This is a genomic window from Aminobacter sp. MSH1 (assembly GCF_003071665.1).
Classification (GTDB): Bacteria; Pseudomonadota; Alphaproteobacteria; order Rhizobiales; family Rhizobiaceae; genus Aminobacter; species Aminobacter niigataensis.
Window position 1 is genome coordinate 3636573 of the sequence record NZ_CP026265.1, and the last position, 16771, is coordinate 3653343.

The 16771-nt window shown below is 62.6% G+C and carries 17 protein-coding genes and 4 tRNA genes; 7 read left to right on the forward strand and 14 right to left on the reverse strand.

Annotation, left to right across the window (positions count from 1 at the left end; translation table 11 throughout):
- Position 1: 1 nt before the first annotated feature.
- The 9 genes from rplK to CO731_RS18040 form a co-directional block, all read right to left on the reverse strand.
- Positions 2 to 430: a 50S ribosomal protein L11 gene (rplK, locus tag CO731_RS18000; protein WP_055973823.1), complete on the reverse strand. Its 429-nt coding sequence runs from the start codon at positions 428 to 430 to the stop codon at positions 2 to 4.
- A gap of 155 nt (positions 431 to 585) precedes the next feature.
- Positions 586 to 1113, reverse strand: coding sequence for a transcription termination/antitermination protein NusG (gene nusG / locus CO731_RS18005; protein WP_108608198.1), 528 nt, complete (start codon positions 1111 to 1113; stop codon positions 586 to 588).
- 27 nt (positions 1114 to 1140) lie between these two features.
- Positions 1141 to 1341, reverse strand: a complete 201-nt coding sequence (gene secE / locus CO731_RS18010; protein WP_055973830.1) for a preprotein translocase subunit SecE — start codon at positions 1339 to 1341, stop codon at positions 1141 to 1143.
- Positions 1342 to 1645: 304 nt separating this feature from the next.
- Positions 1646 to 1721: transfer RNA gene (locus tag CO731_RS18015), tRNA-Trp, on the reverse strand.
- A 163-nt stretch (positions 1722 to 1884) separates the two neighbouring features.
- The gene (locus CO731_RS18020; RefSeq protein WP_108609905.1) at positions 1885 to 2364 is read right to left on the reverse strand and encodes a group II truncated hemoglobin; all 480 of its coding nucleotides are present in this window, start codon (positions 2362 to 2364) and stop codon (positions 1885 to 1887) included.
- A gap of 128 nt (positions 2365 to 2492) precedes the next feature.
- Positions 2493 to 4112, reverse strand: a complete 1620-nt coding sequence (locus CO731_RS18025; protein WP_108608199.1) for a hypothetical protein — start codon at positions 4110 to 4112, stop codon at positions 2493 to 2495.
- A 129-nt stretch (positions 4113 to 4241) separates the two neighbouring features.
- The gene (tuf, locus tag CO731_RS18030; RefSeq protein ID WP_108608191.1) at positions 4242 to 5417 is read right to left on the reverse strand and encodes an elongation factor Tu; all 1176 of its coding nucleotides are present in this window, start codon (positions 5415 to 5417) and stop codon (positions 4242 to 4244) included.
- A gap of 196 nt (positions 5418 to 5613) precedes the next feature.
- Positions 5614 to 5687, reverse strand: a tRNA-Gly gene (locus CO731_RS18035).
- A gap of 126 nt (positions 5688 to 5813) precedes the next feature.
- A tRNA-Tyr gene (locus CO731_RS18040) sits at positions 5814 to 5898 on the reverse strand.
- Positions 5899 to 6095: 197 nt separating this feature from the next.
- Between CO731_RS18040 and rlmB the strand changes: the two genes are divergently transcribed.
- Together rlmB and CO731_RS18050 are read left to right on the forward strand one after the other, a co-directional pair.
- Complete coding sequence (rlmB, locus tag CO731_RS18045; RefSeq protein ID WP_108608200.1) at positions 6096 to 6941, forward strand: 23S rRNA (guanosine(2251)-2'-O)-methyltransferase RlmB; 846 nt, start codon at positions 6096 to 6098, stop codon at positions 6939 to 6941.
- 116 nt (positions 6942 to 7057) lie between these two features.
- The gene (locus CO731_RS18050) at positions 7058 to 7927 is read left to right on the forward strand and encodes a hypothetical protein (RefSeq protein WP_108679453.1); all 870 of its coding nucleotides are present in this window, start codon (positions 7058 to 7060) and stop codon (positions 7925 to 7927) included.
- 116 nt (positions 7928 to 8043) lie between these two features.
- Here the strand turns inward: CO731_RS18050 and CO731_RS18055 are convergent, their stop codons facing one another.
- The 3 genes from CO731_RS18055 to gcl are packed head-to-tail and all read right to left on the reverse strand — an operon-like array spanning position 8044 to position 11595.
- Entirely contained in the window at positions 8044 to 8961 is a 918-nt protein-coding gene (locus CO731_RS18055) for a 2-hydroxy-3-oxopropionate reductase (protein WP_108609906.1), read from the reverse strand.
- A 36-nt stretch (positions 8962 to 8997) separates the two neighbouring features.
- Positions 8998 to 9795 carry a 2-oxo-tetronate isomerase gene (otnI, locus tag CO731_RS18060; protein WP_108608202.1) on the reverse strand — a complete coding sequence of 266 codons (798 nt, stop codon included), beginning with the start codon at positions 9793 to 9795 and terminating at the stop codon, positions 8998 to 9000.
- An 18-nt stretch (positions 9796 to 9813) separates the two neighbouring features.
- Positions 9814 to 11595 carry a glyoxylate carboligase gene (gcl, locus tag CO731_RS18065; RefSeq protein ID WP_108608203.1) on the reverse strand — a complete coding sequence of 594 codons (1782 nt, stop codon included), beginning with the start codon at positions 11593 to 11595 and terminating at the stop codon, positions 9814 to 9816.
- A gap of 198 nt (positions 11596 to 11793) precedes the next feature.
- Here gcl and bhcR point away from each other — a divergent pair, with 198 nt between their 5' ends.
- Positions 11794 to 12630, forward strand: coding sequence for an HTH-type transcriptional regulator BhcR (gene bhcR / locus CO731_RS18070; protein WP_108608204.1), 837 nt, complete (start codon positions 11794 to 11796; stop codon positions 12628 to 12630).
- A 63-nt stretch (positions 12631 to 12693) separates the two neighbouring features.
- On the opposite strand, the gene CO731_RS18075 is transcribed toward bhcR, so the two are convergent.
- The gene (locus tag CO731_RS18075; protein WP_108608205.1) at positions 12694 to 13017 is read right to left on the reverse strand and encodes a BA14K family protein; all 324 of its coding nucleotides are present in this window, start codon (positions 13015 to 13017) and stop codon (positions 12694 to 12696) included.
- Between the two features lie 211 nt (positions 13018 to 13228).
- Here CO731_RS18075 and CO731_RS18080 point away from each other — a divergent pair, with 211 nt between their 5' ends.
- Positions 13229 to 13723: a YbaK/EbsC family protein gene (locus CO731_RS18080; protein ID WP_108608206.1), complete on the forward strand. Its 495-nt coding sequence runs from the start codon at positions 13229 to 13231 to the stop codon at positions 13721 to 13723.
- A gap of 5 nt (positions 13724 to 13728) precedes the next feature.
- Here CO731_RS18080 and CO731_RS18085 read toward each other — a convergent pair.
- A tRNA-Thr gene (locus tag CO731_RS18085) sits at positions 13729 to 13804 on the reverse strand.
- Positions 13805 to 13961: 157 nt separating this feature from the next.
- On the opposite strand from CO731_RS18085, the gene CO731_RS29085 reads away from it, so the two are divergent.
- The 3 genes from CO731_RS29085 (at position 13962) to CO731_RS18095 (ending at position 16710) form a co-directional block, all read left to right on the forward strand.
- On the forward strand, positions 13962 to 14129 hold the full coding sequence (locus CO731_RS29085; RefSeq protein WP_199914488.1) for a hypothetical protein: 168 nt from the start codon (positions 13962 to 13964) through the stop codon (positions 14127 to 14129).
- 101 nt (positions 14130 to 14230) lie between these two features.
- On the forward strand, positions 14231 to 15004 hold the full coding sequence (locus CO731_RS18090) for an NAD kinase (RefSeq protein ID WP_108608207.1): 774 nt from the start codon (positions 14231 to 14233) through the stop codon (positions 15002 to 15004).
- Positions 15005 to 15171: 167 nt separating this feature from the next.
- The gene (locus CO731_RS18095) at positions 15172 to 16710 is read left to right on the forward strand and encodes a DEAD/DEAH box helicase (protein ID WP_183261274.1); all 1539 of its coding nucleotides are present in this window, start codon (positions 15172 to 15174) and stop codon (positions 16708 to 16710) included.
- The last annotated feature ends 61 nt before the right edge of the window (positions 16711 to 16771 follow it).

The following is a 16771-nucleotide window of genomic DNA, read 5'->3' on the forward strand; positions in this document are numbered from 1 at the left end:
CTCAGCCCACCACTTCCAGGCCCATCGAACGAGCCGAGCCTTCGACCATCTTGATGGCGGCTTCGATGTCGTTCGCGTTGAGGTCCTTCATCTTGACTTCGGCGATCTCGCGCACCTTGGCGCTGCTGATCTCGCCAGCCTTGATCTTGCCCGGCTCCTTCGAGCCCGACTTGAGGTTGGCCGCCTTCTTCAGGAAGTAGGCCACCGGAGGCGTCTTCATGACGAAGGTGAACGACTTGTCCTGGTAATAGGTGATCACGACCGGGATCGGCGACCCCTTCTCGAGCTCCTGGGTCTGCGCGTTGAACGCCTTGCAGAACTCCATGATGTTGATGCCACGCTGACCAAGCGCCGGTCCGATCGGGGGCGACGGCGTCGCCGAACCCGCGGAAACCTGAAGCTTGAGCTGGCCCGCAACTTTCTTAGCCATCTCTTTTCTGCCTTTGTTTCATGCCGGCTGGGCCGGCGGTTGCAGTTCGGTGGTGCGAAGAAGACGACCGGCTAAGCCGCCTCATCTCCCACCATGCTTGCGCCAGGCATGCGCCTGGCACTGCCCACCACCGAAACCGGTGACGGGCGCTTCGATCAGCCCTTTTCGACCTGACCGAATTCGAGATCGACAGGCACGGCGCGCCCGAAGATCGAAACTTCCACCTTGAGGCGCGCACGCTCCTCGTCCACTTCCTGGACGAAACCGTTGAACGAGGCGAACGGACCATCGGAAACGCGCACCGCCTCGCCGATCTCGAAGGTGACCGAAGGCTTGGGACGCTCGACGCCTTCCTGAACCTGGTTCAGGATGCGCTGGGCCTCGGCTTCAGTAATTGGCACCGGCTTCGAATCACCAAGGAAACCAGTAACCTTCGGGGTGTTCTTGACGAGACTGAACACGGCGTCCGTGAGGTTGGCCTTGAGCAGGACATAGCCCGGGAAGAACTTGCGCTCGGCATCAACCTTGCGGCCGCGGCGAATCTCGACAACCTTCTCGGTCGGAACGACGATCTGCTCGATCTGGTCGCTCAGGCCCTTCTGCTTGGCCTTGTGCTCAATGTCCTCGGCGACCTTCTTTTCGAAGTTCGAATAGGCGTGGACGATGTACCAGCGCGCGGTCATTTTAGGGAATTCTCCGTATTCGCAGCCTTAGCGGCCAATGCCCAGGATCTGCTCGACAGCGAATGCCATCAGCTGGTCAGCGGCAAAAAAGAAAATCATCGCGATGACGGCAAATCCGAGCACCATGACGGTCGAGATCATCGTCTCGCGCCGTGAGGGCCACGTAACCTTCGCCGTTTCCGACCGCACCTGCTGCAGAAAGGTGAAGGGGTTCGTGGTTTTCGCCATGTGCCGCTCTGCTTTCAACGTCCGTTGACCGGACTTCTGGATGATCCCGTGACCGGGAGATGCCGCTGCATGGCAGGCAATCCGCGCGAATCAGCGCAAACATTCCGCCCATGCAATTCGGACGCGTAAAGCCGGATCCCCAGCTCCACGCGCCGCGTGTCTGTTTCGCCTACATAGAGCCGATTCTCTTTCCACGCAAGTGGCAGGAACCCGTACTACGTTTGAGCGCCGCGTCGGGACCATCCAGTCGTCCCGTTCCGGCTATAGAAGTCTTTATGCCTGAATTAGCGAATTCTGGCAAGACTGGCACGGGCAGCAGGGCTCGAACCTACGACCTGCGGTTTTGGAGACCGCCGCTCTACCAACTGAGCTATGCCCGTACTTGTCGCCGCGCATCATCTGCACAGCACGGGCTTCCTAAGGATTTCCGAGGCGTCTGTAAAGAGTGGAGTGCGCGATGCTTCCAACATTCACAGGCGGAATTGCACGAGGCGCTGCACAAGCGCCCTCGCCCGCCCGGCTTGGGCAGGTCCAGGCTTCCGATCACGATTTGGCGGGCGGTACGTAAGGTCCGCCTGGTACGCCCCAGCCCCAGCGCGGCATCGGTTCGTGGAGTGCGGGCGCGGCACCGTCCTGTGAGTTCAGCTTGGCCAGGCGCGTACCCCATTCGAGATAGGCGACGAACGCCGAACGGAACTCCGGATCGTCGGGCAGCTCCACCTCGTCGGCAGCATCGAGCAACAGCGCAATCCATTGACGGCGCTGCGCCTCGGTCAGGCGCCTGTTGAGGTGATGGCTGATCATGGCGGAATGGCCACCATGGCTCTCGCTGTAGTCCTTCGGCCCTCCAAACACCTCGCCGATAAAGGCAGCGACATGCGCGGGATGGTCACCGGACATGTTGCGGAACACCGGTTCGAGCAGCGGATCACTGCGCACCTTGTCATAGAATACGCTCGTCAGCCGGTTGAGCGCTGCGGCTCCACCAACCCACTCGAACAATGTCGGCACGTCTTTTTGCATCGCCTTCATCCTATAGCGTTGAAGGCATATGGGGAGCGCGATCGCGGGTGGGAAGCCTGCAGCTGTCAGTGCGTGGATGTCTTACCGCTTATGACTGGCAGTGAGGCTAACGTTGGGTGCGGGACGCCTTACTGTTTCCGCGCAAACTCACCTTGACTGGCAAGCCTGCAATTGGCGGGGATAGGGATCAGCCGGCAAACACTGCCATCGATCAGCAGATCCACTGAGCCATTCCGGGTCAGGAGCCCCGCCGCCTTGAGCCTCGTCTGGTCAGTATAGACGACCTTGATGGGCGCAACGTCGTCGAACGATTGAGCCCGCACCCCCATTTCGTCAAGATACGACGCAAGCACGGATGTGGACGGCTTAGCTCTCAGATACCATCCTAGTCGAGCACCATAGCCAACCAGCCTCGTCTTACCCGCGGCCAGCAGGAGGGTGCAATCGCTTAGGCACAGCCCTTCGTATGAAACCGCATTGCCAAAGAACGGCGACTTGGCTGGTACCTTGCAGCCCTCATCGCGCGGCCGGCAGCCGCCAAATATCGTGCCCCCAACCGCAACGTCCAAGCCGTGCTTGCGGATCATCTTGCCCATTACCATCGACGTATCCACGTCGCCACCTCTGGATGACACCACCAAAGGAAGCTTCCGCCCGCCCAGCGCCTTGAGCGTCGCCTCGAGCCGCGGCAACGCCTTGGCATCGATGTCGCCTTCAGCAGAAATCCATTCGGGGCAAGTCGGTTCGCAACCAGCCTCGCCGGAGCGAACAACCACAAACCACATACCACCGTCTTCCGGCACAACGGGATTGGGGTATGTGCCGGGTTGTGGTTTGACACCAGGCGCGAGGGTGCAATTTCCGGCGGGAACAGCGCGCTTGCAGATCTCGATGCTCACCAGCGCGTCGGTGGCATCCATGCTCGTGACAAGGTTCATGTCGAGCATCTCCACCAGGGCAAGCTGGCGCATGTCGGCGGCGGGTGTGCTTTGCCCCGCATCGAACATGGCCTGCTTGACCCCCATCTCCTTGAGATAGGCCAACATCTTGGACTTGAACGCCTTGCCCATCGTGGTCGTGGTGTAGCTGCCCACTGTCTTGCGGCCAACGACCTTGCGCTTGATGCCCTTCTTCTTGCCGTTCACGATCCGGTAGGTCTCGCGATAGGTGATCTTCTGCTGCGTCACATAAGACGTCACTTGATGGACGCCCATGTAGGCCCACTGCCCCACATGCCTGCGCACGCCGCCCGCGAACATCATCGAGCAAGCGGAGGCGCAGTAAGCGCCGGCCGCGTACAAGGCGCCTGAGTAGATACCCTTCCTGGCCGGATCGAGCTTGCAGCCCTTCTGACCAGGCGCACATTCGACAAACCTGGTAAGCCCAACGCCAATGTCGAGCTTGCGCGCCCGCAGCATCCGGCCCAGCTCCCATGCCGCCTCGACGTGGCCGCCGGGCGAAGTCACGATGACTGGCAGTCGCTTGTCGCCCAGCTTCTTGAGCAGCTTCTTGAACTCGGCAGGCGTCGAACGCGTGATCGTGCCCTCGGCCGAAATCCATTCAGGGCAAAGCGGCTCGCAACCCGGCGAGGCGCTGCGCACGACGGCGAAACGCATGGGCGGCCCGTCATTGTCCGGAGGCTTGTGCTTGGCGGCCTCCGCCGAGGCCGGAAACGACAGTGCGACTACGATAGCCAAGGCAAAAGACAGGACAAGCTCCTGCCAGACTGCGCGCGAGCCCTTGCCCATGGCGGATTCCCCCAAACCAGCCGCTACCCAAAGCGATAGTAATTCCGGAACCGGGACTTGCAATGTATCGGCCAAACAAAAAGGGCGGCCCGGAGGCCGCCCTTCATGCTTTCGACAGTGAACCGTCGATTATTCTTTGATCGAAGCGACGATGCCGGCGCCGACGGTGCGGCCGCCTTCACGGATAGCGAAGCGGAGCTTCTCTTCCATGGCGATCGGCACGATCAGCTCGACGTCAACGGTGATGTTGTCGCCGGGCATGACCATCTCGGTGCCTTCCGGCAGCGACACGATGCCGGTCACGTCGGTCGTGCGGAAATAGAACTGCGGACGGTAGTTGGTGAAGAACGGCGTGTGACGGCCACCCTCTTCCTTGGTCAGGATGTAGGCTTCAGCCACGAACTTCTTGTGCGGCTTGACCGAACCCGGCTTGCACAGCACCTGGCCGCGCTCGACGTCTTCACGGCCAACGCCGCGGATCAGCGCGCCGATGTTGTCGCCGGCCTGGCCCTGGTCGAGCAGCTTGCGGAACATCTCGACGCCGGTAACCGTCGTCTTCGAGGTCGCCTTGATGCCGACGATCTCGACTTCTTCGCCAACCTTGACGATGCCGCGCTCGACGCGACCGGTGACAACCGTGCCGCGGCCCGAGATCGAGAACACGTCTTCGATCGGCATCAGGAACGGACGGTCGATCGGACGCTCAGGCGTCGGGATGTAGGCGTCGACAGCCGCCATCAGCTCGCGGATCGCGTCTTCGCCGATCTTCTTGTCCGAATCGTTGAGCGCAGCAACAGCCGAACCCTTGATCATCGGAATGTCGTCGCCGGGGAACTCGTACTTCGACAGCAGCTCGCGCACTTCGAGCTCGACCAGTTCGAGCAGCTCGGCGTCGTCGACCAGGTCGACCTTGTTGAGGAACACCACCAGGGCCGGAACGCCGACCTGACGGGCGAGCAGGATGTGCTCGCGGGTCTGCGGCATCGGGCCGTCGGCAGCCGAAACCACCAGGATCGCGCCGTCCATCTGGGCGGCACCGGTGATCATGTTCTTGACATAGTCGGCGTGGCCGGGGCAGTCGACGTGAGCGTAGTGGCGGGCCGGCGTCTCGTATTCGACGTGTGCCGTCGAAATGGTGATGCCGCGGGCCTTCTCTTCAGGCGCTGCGTCGATCTGGTCGTAGGCCTTGAACTCGCCGAAATACTTCGTGATCGCCGCCGTCAGCGACGTCTTGCCGTGGTCGACGTGACCAATCGTGCCAATGTTCACATGAGGCTTATTACGCTCGAATTTACCTTTAGCCATTGTCTCTTTCCTTGGGCATCGGGACCTTGGTTCCGGTCGGATGCGGGGCGATTACCGATAAAGGCCGAAAAAGACAAGCGCCTTTTGCCCAAACGCCAAGGTCAGGCCCAAAAGCAGCGCTACTCTTTCAGTGCTGGACGCACATATGGGAGCAAGCGGATAAAAATAAAAGGCTTCTCGCTTCGGCGAAATGCGCTGGAGCGGGTAGCGGGAATCGAACCCGCGTATTCAGCTTGGAAGGCTGCTGCTCTACCATTGAGCTATACCCGCGCCCTGAGCGCCGCGCGCCTGTTCAGGAGCGAAGGACGCTCTTGGCATATACCTTGGCGCATGTTCCTTGCCGAAAGATGAACTCACCTTTCGAGGCCATGCGCTTTATGGCTTCCGGGCCGGCAGTGGTGGAGGAGGTTGGATTCGAACCAACGTAAGCTGAGCTAACGGATTTACAGTCCGTCCCCTTTAACCACTCGGGCACTCCTCCAACTGCTTTGCCGGAGCCATGCTACGAGGCTTTTCGATCACGGTGCCGAGCGAAGCGCCCTGCCCCGAAATCTGCGTGGGCTTATGGCGACAAGGATTTGGCCTGTCAACCGGACAGCGCGCCTTTTCATGCGGAATATTCGAAGCGCCGACTAACGGGCCGTATCCAAAGCCTGGAGCTGCCGCTATAGCAGGCGCATGAACGATACAAAAAAGCCCGGAACCCCCAAGGACAGCCACTACGCAAAGCTGCGCCGCACCTTTCGCGACCAGAAAAGCGGCGCGCCTGAATTTCGGCCTAAGCGCCATGTGCCACCCGGCGAGAACGCTGCCGACGGCCTGGTGCGGCTTTACGGCCTGCACACCGTGCGCGCAGCGCTCGACAATCCGCGCCGCAAGATCAGGCGCATGCTGATCACCCGCAATGCCGCCGAAAGACTGGAGATTGCCGACCTTGGTGCCCTGCCCTTCGCCACCGAGCTGGTCGAGCCGAAGGAGATCGACAAGGTCACCGGCACGGACGCCGTTCACCAGGGCGTGCTGATCGAGGCTGAACCGCTGAAATCCAAGGCGCTGTCGGCGCTGGGCGATTCGCCGCTGATTCTGGTGCTCGACCAGGTTACCGACCCGCACAATGTTGGTGCCATCATGCGTTCGGCAGTGGCTTTCGGCGCAGGTGCGCTGATCACCACGCAGCGCCACAGCCCGCACGAAAGCGGCGTGCTCGCCAAATCGGCGTCTGGCGCGCTCGAACACATCGACCTGATCGAAGTGCGCAACCTGTCCGAAGCACTCGGCGAACTGCATGAGGCCGGCTTCCAGACCATCGGGCTCGATTCGGAAGGCCCGGCGGAGCTCGAAAAGAGTTTTTCCGGAGACAAGCTGGCGCTGGTACTCGGCGCCGAAGGCAAGGGACTGCGCCAGAAGACACGTGAGACGGTCACGGCACTGGCGCGTCTCGACATGCCGGGTGCAATCCATTCGCTCAACGTGTCCAATGCCGCGGCCGTGTCGCTCTACGCGGCGCGGAAATTCCTCGGCTGACGCCTCTGGCTGGCCGGCAAGCCAGCCAGTGCGTCAGCGCAGCGAATACAACGCTGGCGCCCCTTGACCTTCCACTTGGCGGAGGCCGTAGCCTCTGGGCACAACGGAGTCTTGTCATGCGTCGCCTCGGATTTTTCACCCTCTTGTCAGCCGGTATTGCGCTCGGCGCTGTCTCCCCTGCAATCGCCCAGGGAATCACTGTGGCCGAACTGGCCGGCAAGACGCATATCCACGGACTGGCCTTCGACCGTGCCGATCCTTCCATCGTGCTGGTCGCCACCCACCACGGGCTGATGAAGGCTGCGCCCGACGGCACGGTGACGCCGGTTTCGGACAGCCGCGACGACTTCATGGGTTTTGTGCCGCACCCGACCGATGCCACGATCATGTTCGCCAGCGGCCACCCGCAAGGCGGTGGCAATCTCGGTTTCATCAAGTCGACGGATTCAGGAAAGAGCTGGCAGCAGATCGCACCCGGCGTCGACGGTCCGGTCGACTTCCACCAGCTTGCGGCGAGCCCCGGCAATCCCGACGTGCTCTATGGCTCGTATGGGTCAATCCAGACCAGCCGCGACGGCGGCAAGACCTGGGCGATTGCAGGCGACGCACCAGCCAAGCTGATCGACCTGGCGGTCTCGCCGGCAAGCCCCGATACGGTCTATGCCGCGACCGAAGAAGGACTAAAGGTGAGCCGCGACGCCGCCCGAAGCTGGCAGACCATTCTCCCCGGCGTTCCGGTGACCACGGTGGAATTGACCGCCGACGGCTCGATCTACGCCTTCGTGCCCGGGCGCGGGCTGATGCGGGCCACCGAGACGGCGCCCGACTTCGCGGTGCTGGGCGAAGGGCCAGATCCGGCAGGCTACATACTGCACCTGGCGGTCGACCCGCAGACGCCTGCGCGCATGGTCGCCGTGACCGGTACAAGCGCCATCGTCGTTTCCAGCGATGCCGGTGCGAAGTGGGCCGTGCTCGGCAGCAATTAAGCCCCACCGCGGCCAGATAAACGCTGAACGGGTCCGCTGCGATACCGCAGGGACCCGTTCATCGACAGTGATGAGAAAGCTGCGGCGTTGGGAACTTCCGCCGCGCCCTTCCCTGCCTATGCCGCCTTGCCCTTTGCATCGGCCACGTCGGCGCCGACCTCGAAATTGGCCATGCGCTCCAGTGCGCGCACCAGCGCCGAGTGATCCTCCTTCGCCCCGCCATTGGCGGCGCAGGAGTTGAACAGTTCCTGCGTCATCGAGGTGTTGGGCAAGGACACGCCAAGCGCCTTGGCGCCCTGCAGCGCGAGATTGAGGTCCTTCTGGTGCAGCTCGATGCGGAAGCCAGGCGCGAAGGTGCGCTTATACATCCGCTCGCCATGCACCTCGAGGATGCGCGAAGCGGCAAGGCCACCCATCAGCGCCTGACGGACCTTGGCTGGGTCGGCGCCGGCCTTGGAGGCGAACAGCAATGCCTCGGCGACCGCCTCGATGGTCAGCGCAACGACGATCTGGTTAGCAACCTTGGTCGTCTGGCCGACGCCGTTGGGTCCGACGAGGGTGATGTTCTTGCCCATCTTCTCGAACACCGGGCGAGCACGCTCGAAGGGTTTCTCCTCGCCGCCGACCATGATGGTCAGCGACGCGGCCTTGGCGCCGACCTCGCCGCCGGAAACCGGCGCATCGAGATAGTCGCAGCCGAGTTCATTGATCTTCCTGGCAAACTCCTTGGTCTCGATCGGCGAGATCGAGCTCATGTCAATCACGAGCTTTCCTTTGGAAAGTCCTGATGCAACACTATTTTCTCCAAACAGCACATCGGCGACCTGTGGCGTATCGGGCACCATCAGGATGATGACATCGGCAGCCTTGGCCAGGGCCTGATGCCCGGAGACCGACTTCAGCCCCTTGCCAACCAGTTCGGCTGGCAGGGCGCCTCGATGGTCGCTGGCAACCACCTCAAAACCCGCGTCCAGCAGGTGACCCGCCATCGGCGCGCCCATGATGCCCAGCCCAACAAATCCGATCTTTTCCATTTCCATATTCCTTCAATTCCGGTGGCAGGCGCGCTGTCAGGCTGCGGCGCTGCCCTTGTTGGCAAAGCCCTCGAACCAGCCCAGGCCTTCGACCGTTCCGGCCTTCGGCTTGTATTCGGCCCCAACCCAGCCGGCGTAGCCGATGCGGTCGAGGTGTTCGTAGAGGAACGGGTAGTTGATCTCGCCCGTCCCCGGCTCATGACGCCCGGGGTTGTCAGCGAGTTGCACGTGCGCGATGCGGCCCAGATTGGCCTCGATGGTGCGGGCGAGATCGCCCTCCATGATCTGCATGTGGTAGATGTCGTACTGCAGATAGAGGTTGTCGGAACCGACCCGGTCGATGATACCAAGCGCCTGACTGGTGTTGGTCAGGAAGAAGCCTGGGATGTCCCTGGTGTTGATCGGCTCGATCAGCAGCCGGATGCCCGCCGCCTTCAGTTTCTCCGCCGCAAAGGCGAGATTCTCGACGAAGACATTCTCCAGCACGTCACGGGCGTTGCCAGCAGGCGCGATGCCGGCCAGGCAATTCACCTGTTCGCAGCCGAGCGCATGGGCATAGGTGATCGCCTTGGCCACGCCCTGGCGGAATTCGTGGATGCGGTCGGGCAACACGGCGATGCCGCGTTCGCCTGCCGCCCAGTCGCCCGGCGGCAGGTTGAACAGCGCCTGGGTGAGGCCGTTCTTCTTCAGGCGCGCCGCCACGACGTCGGGAGCGTGATCGTAGGGCGCGATATATTCCACGGCCTGGAAGCCGGCACGTGCCGCGGCATCGAAACGATCGAGAAAGTCATGCTCGCCAAAGAGCATCGAAAGGTTGGCTGAAAACTTAGGCATTGGTCTTCCCTCGGATGATCAGTCGAGCAGCATGATCGCGGTCGGCGCGTCTTCGTTGCTCTCGGCAAGCTCTTCGAACTCGACGACGTTGTCGATCTCGACGCCCATGGAGATGTTGGTGACGCGTTCGAGAATGAACTCGAGCACGACGGGCACTTGGTGTTCCTTCATCAACTGCCTGGCCTGCTTGAAGGCCGAGGCAAATTCTTCCGGCTTGCGAACCCGGACGGCCTTGCAGCCCATGGCTTCGGCAACCGCGACGTGATCGACACCATAACCTGCTTCGGGATCGCCTGAACGGTTGATGTTTTCGAACGCCAGGCTGACTTCGAAATCCATCGTGAAGCCGCGCTGCGCCTGGCGGATGAGGCCGAGATAGGCGTTGTTCACGACGACATGGATGTAGGGCAGCTTGTGCTGGGCGCCGACCGCCAGTTCCTCGATCATGAACTGGAAGTCATAGTCGCCCGAAAGTGCCACGATATCACGATCCGGATCGGCGGCGCGAACGCCGAGGGCTGCCGGCAATGTCCAGCCGAGCGGCCCGGCCTGGCCGCAATTGATCCAGTTGCGCGGCTTGTAGACGTGCAGGAACTGGGCACCGGCAATCTGCGACAGGCCGATGGTGGTGACATAGGTGGTGTCGCGGCCGAACGCCTTGTTCATTTCCTCGTAGACGCGCTGCGGCTTGAGCGGCACCTGCTCGAAATGGGTCTTGCGCTTCATCGTCTTCTTGCGGTCCTGGCACTCCCTGGCCCAGCCGGACCAGTCACGCAGCTTGCCGGCCGTCTTCCATTCGGTGGCGACATCGAGAAGCATCTTCAGGGCAGCGCCGGCATCCGAGGTAACGCCCAGGTCGGGCGCAAAGACACGGCCGATCTGGGTCGGCTCGATGTCGATATGGATGAACTTGCGGCCGGCCGTGTACTTGTCGACCGAACCGGTATGGCGGTTGGCCCAGCGGTTGCCGATGCCGAGAACGAAATCGGATGCGAGCATCGTCGCGTTGCCGTAGCGGTGCGAGGTCTGCAGGCCGCACATACCTGCCATCAGGCGGTGGTCGTCGGGGATCGCGCCCCAGCCCATCAGGGTGGGCACGACGGGAATACCCGATATCTCGGCGAACTCGATCAGCAGGTCCGATGCGTCGGCGTTGATGATGCCGCCGCCGGCGACGATCAGCGGCTTCTCCGCCTCGTTGAGCATCGATAGCGCCTTCTCGGCCTGAGCGCGCGTCATCGCCGGCTTGTGGACCGCGAGCGGCTCGTAGGCGTCGATGTCGAATTCGATTTCGGCCAGCTGAACGTCGACCGGCAGATCGACAAGGACCGGCCCGGGCCGACCGCTGCGCATCAGGTGGAATGCCTTCTGCAGCGTCATCGGAACCAGATACGGCTCCATGACGGTGACGGCCCACTTGGTGACCGGGCCCGCGATCGCGGCGATATCGACGGCCTGGAAATCCTCCTTGGTGAGGCGGGCGCGCGGCGCCTGGCCGGTGATGCAGAGGATCGGGATCGAGTCGGCGGATGCCGAATAGAGACCGGTGATCATGTCGGTGCCGGCCGGACCCGAGGTGCCGATGCAGAGGCCGATATTGCCGGCCTTGGTGCGGGTGTAGCCTTCCGCCATGTGCGAAGCGCCTTCGACGTGTCGGGCAAGCACGTGGCGGATCGAACCGCGCGCCTTGAGCGCCGAATAGAGCGGGTTGATGGCGGCACCCGGCACGCCGAAGGCACAAGAGATGCCTTCCTTCTCGAGAACGAGGACCGCTGCATCGACAGCGCGCATCCTGGCCATGGTCTTACCTCCAACGATCGAAACTGATTGTTGGCTGATCGTGTCACCGCAGTTCGTATTTTGCAATTTTTTCAAAATATTTTTTCATTTCTAATTGGTGGTGCTTACTATCTGATTTTGCGTTGGTTTTCATTTTTCGTTGCAATGCCCGCCATCTTGGATGAAAAAGTTTTTTAAAGACATCGCGGAGCAAACGTCATGGCAACGATGGAAAAACGGCAACGCGGGCGGCCTCGCGCCTTCCAGCCCGCCCCAGACGCGGGTTCCGTGCAGTCGCTGGATCGGGCACTGCGCATCCTGGCGATCGTCGCCCATAGCGACGGGCTGTCACTGAGCGAGATATCGGCCGCCTCCGACCTTGCCGCGGCGACCGCCTACCGCATGCTGACGACGCTGCAGAACCACGGCATGGTCGAGTTCGACAGCGACGGCCAGCTGTGGTCGATCGGGGTCGAGACCTATCGCATGGGAGCTGCCTTCCTGCGCCGGCGCAAGCTCGTCGACCGTGCCCGCACCGTCATGCAGGAACTGATGGAGAAAACCGGCGAAACGGCCAACCTCGGTGTCGCCGAAGACGATTGTGTCGTCTTCGTCAGCCAGGTCGAGACGCACCAGGCGATCCGCGCCTTCTTCCGGCCAGGCACACGCAGCCCGTTCCATGCCTCAGGCATCGGCAAGGCGGTTCTTGCCCATCTCGACCGCGACCGCGTCAACGCCATCGTGCGCAAGGCCGGCCTCGACGCCTATACCGAAAGGACGCTCTCGGAGCCGGCATCGCTTGCCCGCGATCTCGAACAGATCCGCGCGCGCGGCTGGTCGGTTGACGATGAGGAGCGTTACCCCGGCATGCGCTGCATTGCAGCGGCTGTGTTCAACGAATTCGGCGAACCCATTGGCGGCGTTTCGGTTTCGGGGCCGACTGTGCGCGTGACACCGGAACGGCTCGGCGAGATCGGCCCGATCGTCCGTGACGCGGCGGCAGAACTGACCCGGATGATCGGGGGATCGCCCGACGGCACCGTGCCGGGCCTCTGAAAGCGCAATCGGGAGAAAGGTTGCCCCTTCTCCCGATTGCAAGGTCGTTCCGGCTACAGGCGGCTACAGGCGGCAATAGCGCAGCCGGCCATCGTAGCCGACATAGGTGTCGGTACGCGGATCGTAGCTGCGATAGCGGGCCAGGCAGCGCTGGATATGGCTGCCATAGGGATCCACCGGATAATATGCGTCATAATAAGGCGCCGGAGCCGGACGGTGGCCGCCGGCGATGATGGCGCCGGCAATGAAGCCGCCGGCGCCGGCGAGTGCAGCGGCCTCGGCCCGGGTCAAACCGCCCGCGGAAGACTGCTGGACGGTGCCGGCGAGGCCGGTTGCGACGACGGCAGCAGCGATAAGACCCGAAATCATCTTGCTCTTGAACGACATGGTGCTCTCCTTCGGTTGATCTGGGAGGCGTTCCATCCGCCTCATGCCAGTCAGTGGCGGCCGGCGGGCAAAAGGTTCACGCAGCTGAGAGATTTTTTCTGCAGGTTTCCGCGCGGATCGATGCGCGATGGGCCAAACGGCTATGCTTGACAGCCGGGCGACATCAGACGAAGTCAGAAGCTCAACGCAATGACAGTCGCCGGAAAAGACCATGAGCCTGCAGTCAGTCAAAGCCTTCTTCGCCGAGCATGCCCCCGACATCGAGGTCATCGTGACGCCGACCAGTTCGGCAACGGTGACCTTGGCAGCCGAAGCCCACGGGGTCGAGCCCGCCCAGATCGCCAAGACGATCTGCCTGCGCGTCGGCGATCGCGCGCTGCTGGTCGTCGCCCGGGGTGACGCGCGCATCGACAATCGCAAGTCCCGCGATGCATTCGGCGGCAAGCCGCGCATGCTCGATGCCGAGCAGGTGGCTGAACTCACCGGGCACCCGGTCGGCGGCGTGTGCCCGTTCGGCCTGGCAACGCCCCTGCCCGTCTACTGCGACGTCTCGCTGCGCGCCTACGACGAAGTCGTGCCGGCCGCAGGGGCGACGAATGCGGCAGTGCGCATCGGCGTCGAACGCATGGCACAGCTTGTCGGCGCGCAATGGTGCGACATCTGCCAGGATGTCGTCGACAGGCAAGAAGCGGAAGCTGCTGAGTAGTTGGCTGGTGCCCCCGGCAGGAATCGAACCCGCGACCTTCGGTTTACAAAACCGCTGCTCTACCAGCTGAGCTACAAGGGCATTTCGCCCCGTTAGCATATTCTGTGCGCCAGTAAAGACAATTTCGGTCGAGTTGCGACGCTTCCCCAAGGCGCATCGCGGCTAGCGCCCTAAAACTCGCACTCGAGCTTCCCTACATCTTGACCAAGGGCATCGGCCCTCGCGTCGGAGATGATGGATGATCAGGTTTGTCATCGTGGCTGTGGCGATCGTGATCGCCTGGCTGTTGCTGCTCAGGATTTTCCGCCTGGCCAAGGAGGCGCAGGTCGACTGGACCGGCATCGCCGCGATCGTCGGCTTCATCGCCCTTGCCTTTTACCTCCGCCACGTCACTTGCATGGGCTGAACCGGGGCCGAACTGGCTCCCCTCCCTTTGCTTCGCCAAGCCTGCATGCTAACCCGTTGCCGGCGGCCGGCATCGGCGTTCGGACCGCCTGCAGGGAGCATATGGACGCCAAGTCGCTGACATTTTCGTTCGCATCATCGGGCACGCCCGAGGCGGACGCCGCCGCAAAGCGGCTTTCGCGGCGCTATGGCCAGATGCCTTTCGGTCAGGCCGACATCGTCGTGGCGCTGGGCGGCGACGGTTTCCTGCTGCAGACGCTGCGCGAGACGATGAGCACCGGCAAGCGCGTCTACGGCATGAACCGGGGCACAGTCGGGTTTCTGATGAACGAATACAGCGAGGACGCCCTGCCCGGGCGCCTTGCCGCGGCCGTTGCCGAAACCATCCGTCCGCTCGAGATGGAAACCATCGACGACACAGGCGCCGCGACGCAAGCGCTGGCCATCAACGAAGTGTCGCTGCTCCGGCAGTCCTACCAGGCCGCACGGCTGCGCATATCTGTCGACGGCAAGGTGCGGCTCGAGGACCTGATCTGCGACGGCGTGATGGTGGCGACACCCGCCGGCTCGACCGCCTACAATCTGTCGGCGCACGGCCCGATCCTGCCGCTCGACGCGCCGCTGCTGGCGCTCACGCCGGTCAGCCCGTTCCGGCCACGGCGCTGGCGCGGCGCGCTGTTGCCGAAGACCGCAGTCGTGCGCTTCGAAATACTGGAGGAACGGAAGCGCCCGGTAAACGCGGTTGCCGACCACACGGAAGTCAAATCCGTGGTCTCGGTCGAGGTCAAGGAATCGGCATCGCATACCGCGACCCTGCTGTTCGATGCCGGCCATTCCTGGAGCGAGCGCATCCTGGCCGAGCAGTTCAAATACTGAGCATTGGGCCACAGCCGGAAGTAAAGGGCTGCAAACGCCGGTTGGGTGCCAGTTTGAGTTGACAAATCGCACACTTACGCCTATCGCGTTGCGGCATATTGCAGGCGAGTTGCGCCTGTCGTGGCGAATGCGCCGCGCCCTTGAACGAGCAAAGACAGCCAACACACTTGTCCGAAGACACTCAGACCGCTCCAGAAGCGTTGACCTTCGCAGACCTCGGCCTCTCGCCGAAGGTCCTTTCCGCAGTCACCGACGCCGGCTACACGCAGCCCACGCCGATCCAGGCAGGCGCGATCCCGCACGCCTTGCAAGGCAAGGATGTGCTTGGCATCGCCCAGACGGGTACCGGCAAGACAGCATCCTTCGTGCTGCCGATGCTGACGCGCCTTGAAAAGGGGCGCGCCCGGGCACGCATGCCACGCACGCTGATCCTTGAACCGACGCGCGAGCTCGCCGCACAGGTCGAAGAGAACTTCGTCAAGTACGGCAAGAATCATCGCCTCAACATCGCCCTGCTGATCGGCGGTGTGTCGTTCGACGAGCAGGAAAAGAAGCTCGAGCGCGGCGCTGACGTATTGATCGCCACGCCCGGCCGCATGCTCGACCATTTCGAGCGCGGCAAGCTTTTGCTCACCGGCGTCGAGATCCTCGTCATCGACGAGGCAGATCGCATGCTCGACATGGGCTTCATTCCCGACATCGAGCGCATCTGCAAGCTGATCCCGTTCACCAGGCAGACGCTGTTCTTCTCGGCGACGATGCCGCCAGAGATCACCAAGCTGACCGAGCAGTTCCTGCACGCGCCGGTTCGTGTCGAGGTCTCCAAGGCCGCATCGACCAGCACCAACATCACCCAGCGCCTCGTCAAGTCCGGCCCCAAGCCCTGGGACAAGCGCGAAACGCTGCGCAAGCTCATCAATGCCGAAGGCGATGAGATCAAGAACGCCATCATCTTCTGCAACCGCAAGGTCGATGTGTCGGAACTGTTCCGCTCGCTGGTCAAGCACGATTTCGACGCCGGTGCGCTGCATGGCGACATGGATCAGCGGGCCCGCATGGCGATGCTGGCCGGTTTCCGTGACGGCAAGCTGAAGCTGCTCGTCGCCTCCGACGTTGCCGCGCGTGGCCTCGACATTCCCGAGGTCAGCCACGTCTTCAATTACGACGTACCGATCCATGCCGAAGACTATGTCCACCGCATCGGCCGCACCGGTCGTGCTGGACGTCTCGGCAAAGCCTTCACCATCGTCACCAAGTCCGACACCAAATATGTCGACGCCATCCACCGGCTGACTGGCCTGGAAGTGGAATGGCACGACGGCGACCTGTCGACGGTCGTTGCCAGCGAAGGCGACGACGAGGTGGCTCCGCGCCGCGGTCGCGGGGCGCCGCGCCGGGCCGGCAAGGATCGGCACGGCCGCGAACGCGACCACAAGCCCCGTGCCGAAGCACCCGTCGTCCAGGCAGCCGCCGCCCCTGAAGCTCCCGTCGACAATGTCGTGTCCGACATCGACGAGCGCCGCGAGCGCAAGGAAGCGATCAGGAATGGCAATGCCGAACGCAAGCCACGCGCCGAACACGACAAGCAGCGTCGCGACGACCGCGGCAACCGTCGCAGCAACCGCGAGCGCGAGGAAGACGACGACCGCACGGTTGGCTTCGGCGACGACATGCCGGCGTTCATGCTGATCGCGACCAACGTCTGAGTGCACTGCGCCTCAACGAAAAAATGGCCCCTTTCGGGGCCATTTTCTTTTGTGCCTGAGA

Bases quoted from the DNA above. Each gene is read 5' to 3' on its own strand.
- CO731_RS18075 (WP_108608205.1), bottom strand. From the start codon at position 13,017: ATGTCGTTCAAGAGCAAGATGATTTCGGGTCTTATCGCTGCTGCCGTC.
- tuf (WP_108608191.1), bottom strand. From the start codon at position 5,417: ATGGCTAAAGGTAAATTCGAGCGTAATAAGCCTCATGTGAACATTGGC.
- bhcR (WP_108608204.1), top strand. From the start codon at position 11,794: ATGGCAACGATGGAAAAACGGCAACGCGGGCGGCCTCGCGCCTTCCAG.
- CO731_RS18050 (WP_108679453.1), top strand. From the start codon at position 7,058: ATGCGTCGCCTCGGATTTTTCACCCTCTTGTCAGCCGGTATTGCGCTC.
- CO731_RS18025 (WP_108608199.1), bottom strand. From the start codon at position 4,112: ATGGGCAAGGGCTCGCGCGCAGTCTGGCAGGAGCTTGTCCTGTCTTTT.
- CO731_RS29085 (WP_199914488.1), top strand. From the start codon at position 13,962: ATGATCAGGTTTGTCATCGTGGCTGTGGCGATCGTGATCGCCTGGCTG.
- rlmB (WP_108608200.1), top strand. From the start codon at position 6,096: ATGAACGATACAAAAAAGCCCGGAACCCCCAAGGACAGCCACTACGCA.
- CO731_RS18080 (WP_108608206.1), top strand. From the start codon at position 13,229: ATGAGCCTGCAGTCAGTCAAAGCCTTCTTCGCCGAGCATGCCCCCGAC.
- CO731_RS18090 (WP_108608207.1), top strand. From the start codon at position 14,231: ATGGACGCCAAGTCGCTGACATTTTCGTTCGCATCATCGGGCACGCCC.
- secE (WP_055973830.1), bottom strand. From the start codon at position 1,341: ATGGCGAAAACCACGAACCCCTTCACCTTTCTGCAGCAGGTGCGGTCG.
- CO731_RS18020 (WP_108609905.1), bottom strand. From the start codon at position 2,364: ATGCAAAAAGACGTGCCGACATTGTTCGAGTGGGTTGGTGGAGCCGCA.
- rplK (WP_055973823.1), bottom strand. From the start codon at position 430: ATGGCTAAGAAAGTTGCGGGCCAGCTCAAGCTTCAGGTTTCCGCGGGT.
- gcl (WP_108608203.1), bottom strand. From the start codon at position 11,595: ATGGCCAGGATGCGCGCTGTCGATGCAGCGGTCCTCGTTCTCGAGAAG.
- otnI (WP_108608202.1), bottom strand. From the start codon at position 9,795: ATGCCTAAGTTTTCAGCCAACCTTTCGATGCTCTTTGGCGAGCATGAC.
- CO731_RS18055 (WP_108609906.1), bottom strand. From the start codon at position 8,961: ATGGAAAAGATCGGATTTGTTGGGCTGGGCATCATGGGCGCGCCGATG.
- nusG (WP_108608198.1), bottom strand. From the start codon at position 1,113: ATGACCGCGCGCTGGTACATCGTCCACGCCTATTCGAACTTCGAAAAG.